We start from the raw sequence: 15,354 nt of genomic DNA on the forward strand, positions 1-15,354 counted from the left end.
CCGAAATGTCGAATGGATAAGGTCATGTGCTGGCGTAACCCGGTTCCTCCCCAGCTCAGGCGCGGTGAACCAGGCGGACAAGTCGCTCGATCAGACTGGGACTTGGCGCGGGTTTTTCCTTCACGGTCGAAGCTTGGGTGCTCGCGGTATTTTCGCCATCATAGGCGGCTGCCAGCTGAGCCAGGGTTTCGGACACATAGCGGCGTGGGCTGATCTGCTTACCGATGCGTTGTTCGAGCTTTTGCACCGCCTGCATGGCGGTCAATGAGGTGCCGCCCAGATCGAAGAAATTGTCGTGTGGACGGATGTGGGCGATGCCCAGCAACTCGCTCCACACCGCCTGGATCTCCTGCGCGGTGGTGTTGCCGCTGGGCCGTGTCGGCACGGCTGCCTGGTGCGGGCGCAGCTGGACCGATTGGGAGAGGTGCAACAGGTCATCGGACGTGCGGGCAATGCGTTCAAACCAGCGCACGTCCAGCGCACCGCGCGCGGCCGGGGGCAGAGCGGCCTTCAGGCTCGCCATGGCCCGGTCGTTGTCGATCGGCACGTCGCCGGTGGGCTGCAGGCCCACGACGAGTCGGCGCCCCAGCGCATCCCAGCCCAGGCCGACGGCGGCCGCAGCCACGCCGGGCAGTGCAATGGCGACGCGCTCCAAGGCTTCCAGTGAGATCCGCTGTCCCGCGAGAATGGTTTCGGCGCGTGTTTCGCCCAGGTATTGCAACTGGCCATCGCTGCGCCAGCGCACCAGGGCTCCTGGCGCGGTCCAGCGCTCGCCGTGCGGAGCGCGCAACCACAAGGGCGCGCTCATGCCAACCGCCACCGGTTCGCCAGCGCGCTCGGCCACCTGCAGCGTCTGGGTGACCAGTGGGCGGCCAAAGAGGTTGAAGTCCTGGACCTGCGCGATCCAGCCCACCGCCACCGGCAATGCGCCGGTCCCTGGTTGGTAGACCGACAACACGTTGGCGCCCGCGTCCAGCAGGCCAGCGACCAGGTCGGTGGAGCTCTCCTGGACATCGATCGCCGCGATCACGGGCAGACAAGCGCCTTGGCGGGCGTCGCGGATGCGCTTCCAGACGTTGACTTCGGCATGCACCAGGCCCACACGTTCCGTGGTCATGCGCCGGATCAGTTCGTCGGCGTTGTTGACGATGGCCTGGGTGGCGAACACCAGCTGGGCGCCTGTGCACAGGGCCAGGCCCAGCAAGGCCAGGTGGGCGGCGGGCGTGGGGGACAGCGCCAGAATCTGATCGCCGTCGAGCAGCTTGACCTGCGCCGCCAGCGCGGCGCTCACCAGCGCCCATTGCTCCCGGCTGACGGGCAATGCAGGCGATTTGGACAGCGCGGCGGCGTCCTGTGGCTGCAACGACGCTGAGGGGGCCGCACTGTATGCTGTCACGGCCGAGGCGTCGAGGCGCACCACCTGGGTGGGAAGGCCGGCAGCGGGCAGCGTGTCCACCAGCACCCATCGCGCGGCCTCGCTGGCGCTGTCCAGGCATGCGCTCAGGCTGTCGGCATCGACGCTCAGGCAGGTGTGGCCTGCCCGCAGCACCGCCAGCGCGGCGACAAGCTGGGCGACCGGGTCGGACAAGGCAATGATCACCGTGCCAGGCGTTCCGCTGGACGGCAGTGCCAGGGCTTGTGCCGTGGTCACGACCCGGCGCTCGAGCTCCTTCGCGTCCACCGAGGCGGACGCGGTGCGCACCACGACGGTGTCGCCTTGCTGCTGCGCAAGCTTGGACAGGGCATCAAGCAGGTCCTTGCTCGGAACCACCGGCGCGTCGAGCGCCTGAAGGGCCTGCAGCGCCGACGCGTCGGGAGCCATCAGGCTGGACACGGTCCGGGTCGGATCCACCGCCACAGCCGCCAGCATGGACAGGAAGCGATCGCGCACGGCCTGTGCCGTGGTGGACAGGTACACGCCCGTGTCGTACTGCACGCTGACTTCGATGCCCGAGGGGATTTCGACCAGTCCCAGATTCAGGTCTTCGGTCGAACCCTTGTGGTGGACCAGCACGCGTTCGTGCGCCAGATCGCCCCATTGCGTGGGGCGGTTGCGGGCGTCCTGGAAGGTGAACATGGCCTGGTACAGGCTGCCATGCACGCCGGGTTGTTCGGCTTCGAGTGCGCTTGCAATGCGCTCGAACGGGACATCCTGGTTCGAGAAGGCCGCGACCACCGTGGCGCGCACGCGCGCGATCCAATCGACCCAGGTGAGGGACGGGTCCACCGGCAGGCGCACCGGCAGCATGTTGTTGAAGAAGCCCATGATGGGCTCCAGGTCTGCGTGCGGACGTCCGCGAACCGGCACGCCGACCGTGGGCGTGGGCTCGCGCAGCAACTGCGACAGGATCACCGCATAGACCGACAGGGCCACGATGCTCAGCGTGGATCCTGTGCGCTTGGCGACATCGCGCACGTGATCGGCTTCGGCGGCGGTGACCTTGCGGAACTCGATGGCCCCGATGCGGTGGGCGCCGGGTTGGCGGGTCAAGTCGGCTTGCGGCGTCTTGACGGGATGCTTGTGGAACTGGTCTTTCCAGAACGCCATCTGCTGGGCCAGCTCTTCGCCTTCCAGCCACTTGCCGTGCCAGTCGGCGAAGTCGCCGTAGGACAGCGCCAGGGCGGGCAGCTGGGACGGCTTGCCCTCGCAGAAGGCCTTGTAGTGGGCGTTCATCTCTTCGTAAAGAAGATCGAACGACCAACCATCCCAGATCAGGTGGTGCGTCATGAAGAACAACACATGGTGCTGCTCCTCCAGGCGGAACAGCCGGGCCTTGAACAAGGGGCTGTGGTCCAGCGCGAAGGGATGCGACACCAGCTCCTGTATGCGCGCTTGCAGCGCCGCTTCGCGTTGTGCGGCCGGAAGTGCGCTCAGGTCTTCCAGGGGCAGCAGGGAGAACGGGACGTCGTCGGCGACAACCTGAACGAATGCATTGCCGACGCGGGCGACGCTGGTGCGCAGTGCATGCTGACGTCGCACGACTTCCTGGAAGGCGCGGTCGAAGGCCTCCAACTGCATGGGACCGCGCAGGCGGTGCGCCGAGGGCACGTTGTAGACCACCCGATCGGGTTGCATTTCCTCGATGAAGCGGATGCGCTCCTGCATCAGCGTGAGCGGCGCTTGCTGTTGCTGCGGCCTGTGCACGATGGGTGTGCGCTGTGGCGCGCTGCTGCCGCGCTGTTCGTCGATGCGGCGTGCCAGCTTCTCTGCCGAAGGCGACTCGAACAGCATGCGCAGGTTGAGCTGCAGGCCAAGCGACTTGTTGAGCTGGGCCACCACCTTGGCTGCGAGCAGGGAGTGACCACCCAGCGCGAAGAAGTCCTCGTCGATGCCGACCGCAGACAGTTTGAGAACCGTCTGCATGGCTTGGACCACGGCCTTCTCGGTGTCGTTGCGCGCGGATTTGACCGCACCGCTGGACATGGCGGGCGCCGGGCCGGTAGGCGCGGGCAAGGCCTTGCGGTCGATCTTGCCGTTGGGCAACAAGGGCATGGCGTCGAGCAGCACGATCTGTTGCGGCAGCATGTAGTCGGGCAGCCCGGTGCGCAGCGCTTCGCGCAGCGCGTTGGGCTCGGGCCGGGTGCCAGTGCGGGGTACCGCGTAGCCGATGAGGCGCACGTCGCCCGGGCTGTCTTCCCGCGCCATCACGACGGTGCGGGCAATGTCGGGCAGCGCGGCCAGGCGGGCTTCGATCTCGCCCAGTTCGATGCGGTAACCGCGGATCTTGACCTGGAAGTCCAGGCGGCCCAGGTGTTCCAGCGTGCCGTCTTCGCGCCAGCGGGCGAGATCCCCTGTGCGGTAGAGGCGCGCACCAGGTGCGCCATCAAACGGATCGGCAACGAATTTTTCGGCTGTGAGTTCAGGGCGCTTGAAATAGCCGGTGGCAACGCCAGCCCCGCCTATGCACAGTTCGCCTTCCTGGCCGATGGCGCAGGGACGCATCTGCTCGTCGAGCACCCAGACCTGGGTGTTGTCGATGGGGTGGCCGACGGTGATCTTCTGCGAGGCGTCGGTGATACGGCACAGCGTGGACCAGACCGTGGTCTCGGTGGGGCCGTACATGTTCCAGAGTTCCACGCCCGCGCCGAGCAGGCGTTCGGCCAGCGACGGCGGCAAGGGCTCGCCCCCGCACAGGGCACGCATGCCGTTGGGTGCGCGCCAGCCGGCGTCGAGCAGCATGTGCCAGGTGGTGGGCGTGGCCTGCATCACGTTGATGCGGTGTTCGGCGATCAGCCGAGCCAGGGCTTCGCCGTCCATGGCGTCTTCGCGCTGGGCCAGCACCACGCTGGCGCCGACGGTCAAGGGCAGGAACAGCTCGAGCACGGCGATGTCGAAGGACAGGGTGGTGACGGCCAGGAGTCGGTCGTCCGGACGCAGCCCCGGTTCGCGGCGCATGCTCGCGAGGAAGTTGCACACCGCGTTGTGCGGCAGTACCACGCCCTTGGGCTTGCCGGTGGAGCCCGAGGTGTAGATCACGTACATGGGGGCGTCGTCCGCCCAATCGGCCTGAGGCGGCAGAGCGCTGTCCGAGGCGGCGGCGATCGCGGCAGCGTCGTCGTCGAGGCGGATCTGCTGCTCGCGCGGGACACCGGACAGGCTGGCATGGGCGGCGTCGGTGATCACCAGGCGCACACCGGCGTCTTCGGCCATGTAATGCAGACGGTCCTTGGGGAACCCGGGATCCAGCGGGACATAAGCGGCGCCGGTTTTCAGGATGCCGAGCAGGGCGGGCACGAGATCGGGGCCGCGGGTGAGGCAAACGCCCACCAGCATGTCCGCGCCAATACCGCGCGAGCGCAGCAGTTGGCCCAGGCGATTGGCACGCGATTCGAGCGCGGCGTAGGTCAGGCGCGTGCCGTTGGCCACCAGGGCAGGCGCATCGGGGGTCGCCGCGGCTTGGCGTGCAACCCATTGCTCCACACGGGCGCGGGCTTCCTGCGGCGTGGCGGTGGCTTTGTTCCAGGCGACCAGGCGCGGGTCCACCGCAGGCGCGGCGGTTGCCACGGGAGGGGCGACCACGGCGGTGAGCACGGGCAGAGGGGCGTGGCCCACCATGTCGAAGATCTGCGTCTTGAGCTGGTCGACCAGGTCGCGCGCGCGCTCAGGGCTGAAGTATTCGCTGCTGTGGTGCAGGTCGAGGGTGAGCGCGTCATCCTGCTCGTAGAAATTGAAGAACAGCTGGCTGAGCAGACCGCGCTTGCGCCCCTCGTGCATGGTGGCTTCCAGCGGCGCGTAGGCCGAGAGATCCACCTTGGGATTGAGGTTGAAGTAAATCCCGGTGAGGGCCGGACGGTCGCCGCTGCTGCGGATGCCCAGCGCGCGGGCCACCGTGCCCTGGGTGATGAGCGGATGTTCCAACGCGTCCATCAGATGGGAGCGCACCCGCTGCAACACCGCGCCGGTGTGCTCGCCAGGGGCGCAGGTCAGGCGCAGCGGAAGGTCCAGCACGCCATCGGCCATCAGCGGGCCGTGCCGCTGCAGGCTCTGGCTTGCATAGGGAATGCACACCACGAAGTCTCCCTGTCCACTGCGCTTGTGCAGCATCAGCGTGACGGCGGTGAGCAAGAGCTGGAACAGCGTGGCGCCCGATTGCCTTGCGTGCGCGCGCAGACGGCCAAAGGCATCGCCATCGATGCGCATGGAGCAGGTGTCCGCCGCGAAGCTGCGCGGCGTTGCCGGCGTGCGATCGCCCAGGTTCAAAGGGGCGGGCGGGTTGCGCAGTTGTTGCTGCCAGAAGCGAAGGGCCTCCTGTCCGTCCGGGCCTTCGAAGCGCGCCTGCTCTTCTTCAGCGAAGTCCAACGGGGATTCGGCCGCTTTGAACGGCGGTGGCATCCCCATGCTGCGGGCCTTGTAGGCGGTGGCGAGTTCGACGTTGAAGACGCTGGAGGCCCAGCCGTCGAATACCAAGTGGCTGGCCACCACGTGCACCACGGTCCGGCCGTCGCTCAGGTCGAGCAGGCTCACGGCGGCCAGGGGTGCCTGGTCGAGCGGGAACTCTCGCAGGCTGGCCTGGCTGCAGAAGTCGTCCAGTGCCTTGTCCGCGTCGGCCTGCTGGCGCAGGTCGACCTCTGCGATCGGAATGGGCTTGGCCGGTGCGAGTGTCTGGCGCGGTTCGTCGAGGCTGAATTGCACCCGGAAGGTGTCGTGGCGGGTCAGAACATCGTGCAGCGCTTGCTGGAGCGCTGCACGATCGACCGGCCCCTTGAGGCTGACGCACAGCGATTCGTTCAGGGCACGGCGCGCCGAGGGGTCGAAGCCGCCAGCAAGCCAGCGCTCGTTCTGTCCCGGGGTGATCTGGGCTTCGGTGCGCGGAGCAGTGCCCGCGTCAACCCCGCCTTTGGGCGGCGGTGGGGGCGTGCCGTCCTTGGGCAGGATGAAGCCCTCGGCCATGAGTTCGTCGATCGTGTCGGTGAACGCGCGGAAGATGCGATCGGTGTGCTCGTCGGTCATGCCGGCGGTCACAAAGTGGCCGAACTGCTCGTACAGGTGCATGCCCTTGAAGCGAGCCAGGTGGTAGAACAGGCTCACGTACGGCTGGTTGTCGTCCCATTGCAGGCGCCAGATGGAGGCGCAGTGCACCGCCTTCACCGGCGCGCCGCGCACCGCGAAGGCGGTGTTGAGGCGGTCGATCAGGCGCTGGGTGCGGTCGTTGAGATCGCGGTAGAAGCCCCTGCCGCCTTGCTTGATCTGCAGCAAGGTGGCGTGCGCGGCAGCCAGTGCAAGCGGGTGGCGCACGAAGGTTCCGGCGAAATAGGTGACGCCGGCTTCGGGGTAGGAGTCGTCTCCGAATTGCCAGTGGCCACCGTCCAGCGCATCGAGCCAGTTGGCGTTGCCGGCGATGGCTGCGAACGGCAGGCCTCCGCCGATGACCTTTCCGTAGGTGGCGATGTCGGCACGCACGCCGTAGAACTCCTGGGCGCCACCAGGTGCGACGCGAAAGCCTGTCACCACCTCGTCAAAGATCAGCGCGCAGCCGGCTTTGTCGGCGATCTGGCGCAACGACTGCACGAACTCGCGGGGCTGGATCGTGGGGTACTTGTTCTGGATCGGCTCGGTCATGATGGCCGCCAGTTCGTGCCCGCGTTCGCGCAGGATGCGCAGCGAGTCTTCGCTGTTCCAGTCCAGCACCAGAATGTTCTCTACCGTGTTGGCCAGGATGCCGGGAGCGGCCGAGACCGAGCGAAGCTGCTTGGTACCGCGCACCACCACCTCGTCGAAGATGCCGTGGTAGGAGTTGCTGAAGATGGCAATGGTCTTGCGGCCGGTGACGGTGCGTGCAATGCGCATGGCACCCATGACGGCCTCGGAACCGGTATTGCAGAAGCCCACGCGTTCCATGCCGGTGAACTCGGTCATGAGTTTGGCGACCTCGGCGGCCAAGGGGTGCTGCGGGCCCACTTCGAAGCCCTGGTCGACCTGCTGGTGCAAGGCTTGTGCCACGCTGGCGGGCTGGTAGCCCAGCAGGTTGCCGCCAAAGCAGGAGAGCAGGTCGATGTATTCGTTGCCGTCCAGGTCCCACATGCAGGCGCCGCTGGAGCGGTTGACCACCAATGGGTAGATCAGGTCTTTCCAAAGCGGGTTGAAGCCCGTCACCACGCGCGGATCGGCCATGACCTTGCGGTATTGCTGGCTGAACGCCTTGGACTTGGCGCTGCGGGCGTTGGAGCGCGCGATGAAGTCGTCGAGCCAGCGCCGTTGCGCCGGGGTGAAGTCGCCCTGGGCCTGCAAGGTGAGGCGCGGCGATGCGCCGAAGGGCTTTTCGACCAGCGACTTGAGCGAGGGCTGCGCCGGTTCGGCGGCGTTACCAGGCTCGGCCATGGCGACAGACGCCGGTGTCGTGGGCAGCGGCGCGGTGGCAGGCGCTGACACCGCCACAGGTGGGGGCATGGCCGCAGCGGGCGCACTGGTCAACATGGGCTGTCCGGCGAGCACGGCGAGTTGCTGCGCCATCAACTGCATCTGCTGTTGCATCAATTGGTGAACGGCGCTGGCGTCGCCCGGCAGCAGCGCCATTGGCATGGCAACCGGCATCGCCGCGGGGGCGACATAGGTGGCGGTGGCGCCGGGCATCGCAGCGGGCATGGCCGTAGACGCTGTCGCGGCGACGGGCGCCGGGGCAGCGACGGAGGCCGCAGGTGCAGGCGGTGCGAACTGATCGGGCGGCAGTTCGCCGTCAAGGAACTGCGCGAGCGTGTCGATGCTGCGGTACTTCTCCATCAGCTGGCGGAAGGTGAGCGCGACATTGAACGTCTTCTTTACCTGCAGCGCCGCTTGTGTGAGGCTCAGGGAGTCAAGCCCGAGCTCCAGAAAACCGGTGGCCGAGTCGGCGCTTTCGATCTCGACGCCCGCGACGTCCTCGAACAGTGCACGCAGTCGCGCAGCCAACAGTGCGGGCCGCGCGTTCGACGGGGTGGCGGGGGCGGGTGAAGACATGGCGGTGGACATGATCGTGGTGCTGATGGTGGGTGCGACGGCGGTCGCGCTGACATCGGATGGGACAGAGGCAGAAGGCGTGGGCAGCACGGCTTGGGGCAACGGCGCCGATGGCAGCGCTGCGTCGAGCCAGAATCGCTTGCGTTCGAAAGGGTAGGTGGGCAGCCGCACACGGCGCCGTTGCTGGTCGCTCGCCAGTGGCGCAAGTTCCAGACCCAGTGTCCAGAGCTGACCGCGCGCGTGAAGGAGCAGGGCCGTCTCCGCCTCGGGTGCATCGCCCAGACTGGGCACGCAGACCGCCGCGCGCTTGCCAGCGCCATGCTGGCGAACCAGCGTGGACAACGTGCCGCGTGGGCCGATTTCAAGGAAGGCGACATCACCGGTGGCCAGCGCGCTTTTGATCGCTGGCGAAAAGCGCACGGCTTCGCGCAGGTGGCGCGCCCAGTAGCCCGGGTCGGTGGCTTCGCTCGCCTGCATCGGCTGGCCCGTGAGCGTCGAGATGATAGGAATCTGCGGCGCCGAAAGATGCACCTGGCGAACCGCTTCTTCGAACGGCGCGACGGCGCTGTGCATCATCGATGAGTGGAAGGCGTGGGAGGTCTGCAGCAGCCGCGCGACAACGCCTTCGGCCTCCAGCCGAGCCTGCCAGGCTTGCACGGCGGGCGTCGGGCCGGCCACAACGCATGCGCTGGGCCCGTTTTCAGCGGCGAGCGAGAGTTCGGGCGGCAGCAGCGGCATCAGCTTGTCGAGCGGGAGCCGAACCGAGAGCATGCTGCCGCCCGGCAGGGCTTGCATCAGCGCCCCGCGCCGGGCCACCAGCCGGGCTGCGTCTGCCAGCGGCATCACGCCCGCGAGCACCGCTGCCGCAAACTCGCCCACGCTGTGACCGATGAGGGCCTGCGGACGCGCGCCTTGTGCCAGCCAGGACCGGGCCAGCGCGACCTCCAGCACGAACGTGGCGGGCTGCGTGGTGTCCGTGGCCACCAGCGCGTCCGCGGCGCCGTCGAACATGCGGGCCTTCAGATCGTAGGGGAGCACGTCTTTCAGCGCGTCGAGGCATTCGTCAAACGCGGCGCGGAACGCTGCGTCGTGGGCATACAGCTCACGGCCCATGCCAGCGTACTGCGCGCCCTGTCCTGGGAACAGCCAGACCAGCGGCGGCACGGCCGCTGCGACTTCGCGCAGCGCGCGCTGCGGGTGGTCGATGGTGCGCAGCGCCTCCAGGCACTCGCCCACTGAAGCGCCCACCACCGTGAGCCGGTGGGCAAAGCGGCTGCGGCCCACGAGCAAGGTGTGGGCCGCATCGGCGAGGTTCAGATCCGGGTGCGCGCTCAGATGGTCGTCCAGCTGCTGCGCCATGGCGTCCAGCGCGGAGCGCGTTCGCGCCGAAAGCTGAAGCAACTGGGGGCCGCTCACTGCGGGCGAAGGGGTTGCCAGCGGCGCTTCCTCGATCACGGCGTGGGCATTGGTGCCACCGACGCCAAAACTGCTGACGCCCGCGCGGCGCGGTTGTGGCCCGCGCGGCCAGGCCGTGGCCTCGCCGTTGACGACGAAGGGGCTGTTGGCGAAATCGATGTTCGGGTTCGGCCGATCGAAGTGGATCGTGGCTGGCAGTTGTTCTGTGACCAGTGCCAGCGCCGTCTTGATCACGCCGGTGGCGCCCGCCGCAGTGATCAGATGGCCCAGGTTGCTCTTGACCGAGCCGATACGGCAGAAACCGGTGTCCTGGGTGCCCCGGCGGAAGGCGCGGGTGAGGCCTTCCACCTCGACCGGATCGCCCAGTGGGGTGGCCGTGCCATGCGCCTCGACGTAGGAAATGCTGCGCGGCTCGACGCCGGCATCTTCATGGGCCGCGGCGATGACCGCCGCCTGCCCCTGCACGCTGGGCGCCGTGAAGCTGGCCTTGCCACCGCCGTCATTGTTGGTGGCGATGCCCCGGATGAGCGCGAACACTTGGTCGCCGTCGGCCTGCGCATCCGACAGCCGCTTGAGCAGCAGCACGGCCGCGCCGTCGTTGAAGGCGGTTCCGCTGGCGTCGGCATCGAAGGTGCGCGTGTGGCCATCCTTCGACAGCATGGCGCCTTCCTGGTAGAGGTAGCCGCTGCGGGGCGGGGAGGTCACGGAGGCCGCGCCGGCCAGCGCCATGTCGCAACGTCCCAGGCGCAAGCTGTCTACCGCCTGTGCAATCGCCACCAGGGAGGTGGAGCAGGCGGTGTTGATGGCAATGGCCGGGCCCTTGAGGTTGAGCTTGTGCGCCACGCGCGTGGCCACGTAGTCCTTGTCGTTGGCCACCATCACCTGGAACTCGCCGATGCGCTCGATGGCCTCGGGGTGGGCCAAGACATGGCGCTGCAGGTAGGTGGGCGTGTAGACGCCGGCGAACACGCCCACAGCCTGCTCGGTCCGATCGGGCGCGTAGCCGGCGCGCTCCAGGCATTCCCAGGCGATCTCGAGAAACACGCGGTGCTGCGGATCCATGATTTCGGCTTCGCGCGCCGAAATGCCGAAGAACGTGTTGTCGAACAGCTCGATGCCGTCGACCACGCCGCGGGCTCTCACGTAGTTGGGGTCGTCGCGCAGCGAAGGCGGAATGCTCGGGTCGAGCGTTTCGAGCGAGAACGGCGTGATGGCATCGCGACCGGCGATCAGGTTGTCCCACAGGGCTTCCACGGTGGAGGCACCGGGGAAGCGCCCGGCCATGCCGACGATGGCGATCGGGTCGTCGTCGCGGGTGGTGCGCCGGCGTGACTTGGCCGAAGTGGCCAGGGGCACTTCATTCTCACCAGCGGGCGGCGTCAGGCATTCGACCAGCGCGGCCGGTGTGGGCGAGGCAAAGATGGTCGGCGCGGACAAGGTCTTGCCCGTCAAGCGGGTCAGCCCCTCCAGCACGCGCATGGCCAGCAGCGAGTTGCCGCCGAGCTCGAAAAAGTTGTCGTGGCGCCCCACCTGGTCGATGCTGAGCACGCTGCCGAACACCTCGCAGCAACCTGCTTCCAGCGCACCGACGGGTGCCTGGTACGGCACCGAGAGCTCAGGGCGGGCGCCACTGGGCGGCGGCAGCGCATGGCGGTTGATCTTGCCGTTGGGCAACAGCGGGATCTCCGACATTGGCACGAAATGCTGCGGCACCATGTACTCGGGCAACAGCGCTGAGAGATGCTCCCGCATCGACGACACCGACGGCATGGCCTGGTGTGGCACCACATAGGCCACCAGTCGCACATCGCCCGGGCGGTCTTCGCGCGTGATCACCACGGCGCGCGCTACCGCGGGGTGGGCACACAGCTGCACCTCGATCTCACCGAGCTCGATCCGGTAACCGCGCACCTTGACCTGGTGGTCGGCGCGGCCCAGGCATTCCAGGATGCCGTCAGCGCGCCAACGTCCGAGGTCGCCGGTCTTGTACAGGCTGGCCCCCGGCGCTGTGGAGAACGGATCGGACACGAAGCGCTCGGCGGTGAGGTCCGGCCGGTTCAGGTACCCCAGCGTGACGCCGTCGCCACCGATCCACAGTTCACCCGTGACACCCACGGGCAATGGGCGCATGCCCGCGTCCAGCACGTGGAATTGTGTGTTGAGAACGGGCTTGCCGATAGGAATCGGCACTGCGGAAGAGGTGACGTGGTGAAAACTCGACCACACCGTGGTCTCGGTGGGTCCATAGCCGTTCCACAGCTCGGCCACGCGTGGGATGAGTTCGTTGGCCAGGTCGGGTGGCAAGGGCTCGCCTGTGCAGATGGCCTTCATTCCCTTGTGGCCAGGCCATCCGGCGGCCAGCAGCAGCCGCCAGGTTGACGGCGTGGCATCGATGAAATTGACCTTCTGGTGTTCGATGAGCGTGCGCAGGGCCGACCCGTCGGTCGTCTCGGCGCGGTTGGCCACCACGATCCGCGCGCCAACCGTCATCGGGAGGATGACCTCGGAGACCGCAATGTCGAACGAGAGGGTGGTGACCGCCAGGACCACATCGGACGTACCCATGCCAGGCACCTGCGCCACGCTTTGCAGTAGGTTGACGACCGAGCGGTGCGGTACACGAACGCCTTTGGGCTTGCCGGTCGAGCCCGAGGTGTAGATCACGTAGGCGGGCATTTCGCTGTGAGCGCCCAGCGCCGTTGACACCGCCGGAGCCGAGGCAATGGTGTCCAGCATGACCACGGTGGACTGGGCCGGCTGCCAGCCGTCGGCCACGGATTCGTCGCGCAGCACCAGGCTGAGGGCGGCGTCTTCGGCCATGAAGTCGAGCCGGTCCACAGGGAAGGTCGGGTCCAGAGGGACATAGCCCGCGCCCGCCTTCAGAATGCCGTACACGCCGACCATCATCAGGTGGTTGCGTCCGCATGACAGGCCCACCAGATCGCCGGCTTGCACGCCACGCCGCCGCAGTTCTTCGGCCACACCGCAGGCGCGCTGCTGAAGCTCGATGAAGGTCAGGCGCTCCTCTCCAGCGACGACCGCGACCGCATCGGGCGTGCGCTGGACCTGGGCATCGATCATGGCCTCAACACGCAAGGAGCGGTCCAGCCTGGCCTGGGTGGCGTTGAACCGCGCCAGAAGCGTCTGGTCTTCGCCGATCGGTGCGAGCAGTCCTGCCAGTGGCTGGTCAAGCCGGTCGGCCAGACCGACAAGGATCTGCTGGTACAGGCCCAGCCAGCGCCGAACCGTGGCGGCGTCGAACAGGTCGCTGTTGTACTGGCAGTACAGCACCAGGCCCTGGGCGTCTTGCTCTGCGTTGAGGAAGAGCTCAAAATGCTCGGCCACACGCGCAGGCGTCCACACCTGGGTTTGCACATCGGGCAAAGGGGCTGCAGCGGCGTCCAGGCTCGGGTTTAGGTTGAACTTGACGCATGCGAGGGGTAGGCGGCCTTGTTCGGCGGCGGGCTTGTAGTGCTCCAGCAGAAGTTCGAGGCCGCAACTCATGTGGTCGTATGCATCGAGCACAGCGCTCTGAGTCGTGGCCAGCAACTGGCTGGCGGGCGCTTCGAGGTCGACCGCCAGCCGCAGAGGCAAGTGCGAAACGCACTGGCCCACGAGACGCTCAAGACCTTCGCGCAGTTGCGCCGCCGCCGGCACGGCGATCACCACATCCGTGCTGCCGCTGAGGCGGGCCACCAGCGCCGCATAGCCCGCGCACAGCACGCTGAAAAAGCTGGCGCCTTGCCGGCCTGCGGTTGTTTTCAGACGCGCAATCAACTCGGGGTCCAGGCGCAGTTCCGCCCTTGCTGCGTTCAGGGTGCGCTGTGCGCCACGAGGTCGATCCGTTGGCAGGTCCAGCGTGGGCCACGCGTCGGCGTACACCCCGGCCCAGTAGGTGAGATCCTTCTCGCGCTCGATCGCCGCCGCACCCGCGATCTCGTCCCGGGCGAATTGCACGAAGCTGGGCGCAGCGTCGAGCGTGGCTACCGTACCGCTCACGCCGGCCTTGTAGAGCGCGACGATGTCCTCGATCAGAACGCCAAACGACCAACCGTCGCAGACGACATGGTGTGCCACCATGCCCAGACAGGTGTCGTCCGCGCCAAGTTCGAGCAGCACGGCCTTGAACACCTGTCCCTGTCCGATATTCAGCGGCGTGTCCACCAGTTGTTGCAGCGTGCGCTGAAGCCGCTCCTCACGTTCAGGCTGCGGCAGCCCGCGCAGATCCAGGCGTTCGATCTGCAGGGATGGGGGCGACGCGGCCGACATCCCGGCGCCATCGATCCGCAAATGCAGGGCGTCTTGGCGCCGCACGGCTTGATCCACGGCGGCAAGAAATGCTTCGCGCTGCAGAGGCCCGCGGATGCGCAAGGCGCGGGCTTCGTTCCAGGCAAGCGTGGCACGCGTATCCAGAGACAGGGTTTGAAGAACCGACCTTTGGGAGGAGGTCAAAGGTATGCGTTGGACATCAAGGATCGATGTTTGTGTCGAATTCGGTTTCACGAAATCACTCCTTGGCGCATTGCCATTCCGGTTTCGCGCCTCCTGCGGGTGTCGCTGGCGGCCATCAGCGGCGTGCAAACGAGTACCATCGGAAACTTGTGTAACAAATCATAGCGGTGAAATGTTTCCATTTTTCGCCTTTGTATGAGCATTCTGCGCGACGTAGTCCACGAAGCGCCCGGAAATTCAACCGCCGTGTGTTCGCTCATCGTTGCGCCATGCCATGCTTCGGCGCGAATTGCCATTGTTGCTGCTGCAAGGCCGCGCTTGCTGTGAAAAAGTTACAAGCCTCTTCCTTTGTTTTAGGTGCGCTCTGTGCCGGAGGCACATTGGCGCTGGCCGTATGGGCTGCGGCAACATGGCCGGGTATTGCCGACGGCTTCTTCTGGCGTTACGAGCGATGGGAGGCTCGCCCCACGCTGGGACAAAGGCTCTTTGAGCGCCGTCTGCTCGCCCATCAACTGGGGCAGGACCGGTTGGTGCCTGAGGGCGCGGTTGTCTTCCTGGGTGACAGCCATCTTCAGGTCTTGCCCGTGGGCGCCCTGTCTCAGGCTTACAACTTTGCCATTGGCGGCCAGTCCGCTCAAAGGTTGAGCGAGCGGATTGGGCGCTACACCTCGGTGCGGCAAGCGCGTGCCGTCGTCATCGGTGCGGGTTCCAACGACCTGTTCGAAGGCCGCGGCCCCGAGGAAGTCGCTGAGGCTTGGGCGTCGTTGCTGGACCAGGTGCCTGCTTCGGTGAAGGTGGTCTGCGTCGGCCTGCCAGTGCAGGGGCCGGGGACGGCGCACCGCAAACTTCAGTCTTCCGCGAATCAACGCATCGGCGACATGTGTGCCCGGCGGCGCCACGAGATGATCGACGTGGTGCCGGGCGAAGGCGCATTTGCCGATGTCTCGTTTGCCGCCGATGGCGTTCATCTGGACGACCAGGGCTCGCGCCGCCTGTTGTCCCGCATTGACGCCGTGCTGCCGAAAAGCTGAATCCTGCCAACTCTGGATGTC

2 protein-coding genes are annotated in these 15,354 nt (G+C 67.0%); one reads left to right on the forward strand and one right to left on the reverse strand.

The genetic code is table 11. The annotated features are described in order from the left end of the window. Positions 1 to 55: 55 nt before the first annotated feature. Entirely contained in the window at positions 56 to 14,302 is a 14,247-nt protein-coding gene (locus tag F9K07_RS13990; RefSeq protein ID WP_159594018.1) for a non-ribosomal peptide synthetase/type I polyketide synthase, read from the reverse strand. Between the two features lie 269 nt (positions 14,303 to 14,571). Here F9K07_RS13990 and F9K07_RS13995 point away from each other — a divergent pair, with 269 nt between their 5' ends. Next, positions 14,572 to 15,333 carry an SGNH/GDSL hydrolase family protein gene (locus tag F9K07_RS13995; RefSeq protein ID WP_159594019.1) on the forward strand — a complete coding sequence of 254 codons (762 nt, stop codon included), beginning with the start codon at positions 14,572 to 14,574 and terminating at the stop codon, positions 15,331 to 15,333. The last annotated feature ends 21 nt before the right edge of the window (positions 15,334 to 15,354 follow it).

The organism is Hydrogenophaga sp. BPS33 (assembly GCF_009859475.1).
In the GTDB taxonomy this organism is placed as follows: Bacteria; Pseudomonadota; Gammaproteobacteria; order Burkholderiales; family Burkholderiaceae_C; genus Hydrogenophaga.

Bases quoted from the DNA above. Each gene is read 5' to 3' on its own strand.
- F9K07_RS13995 (WP_159594019.1), top strand. From the start codon at position 14,572: ATGCCATGCTTCGGCGCGAATTGCCATTGTTGCTGCTGCAAGGCCGCG.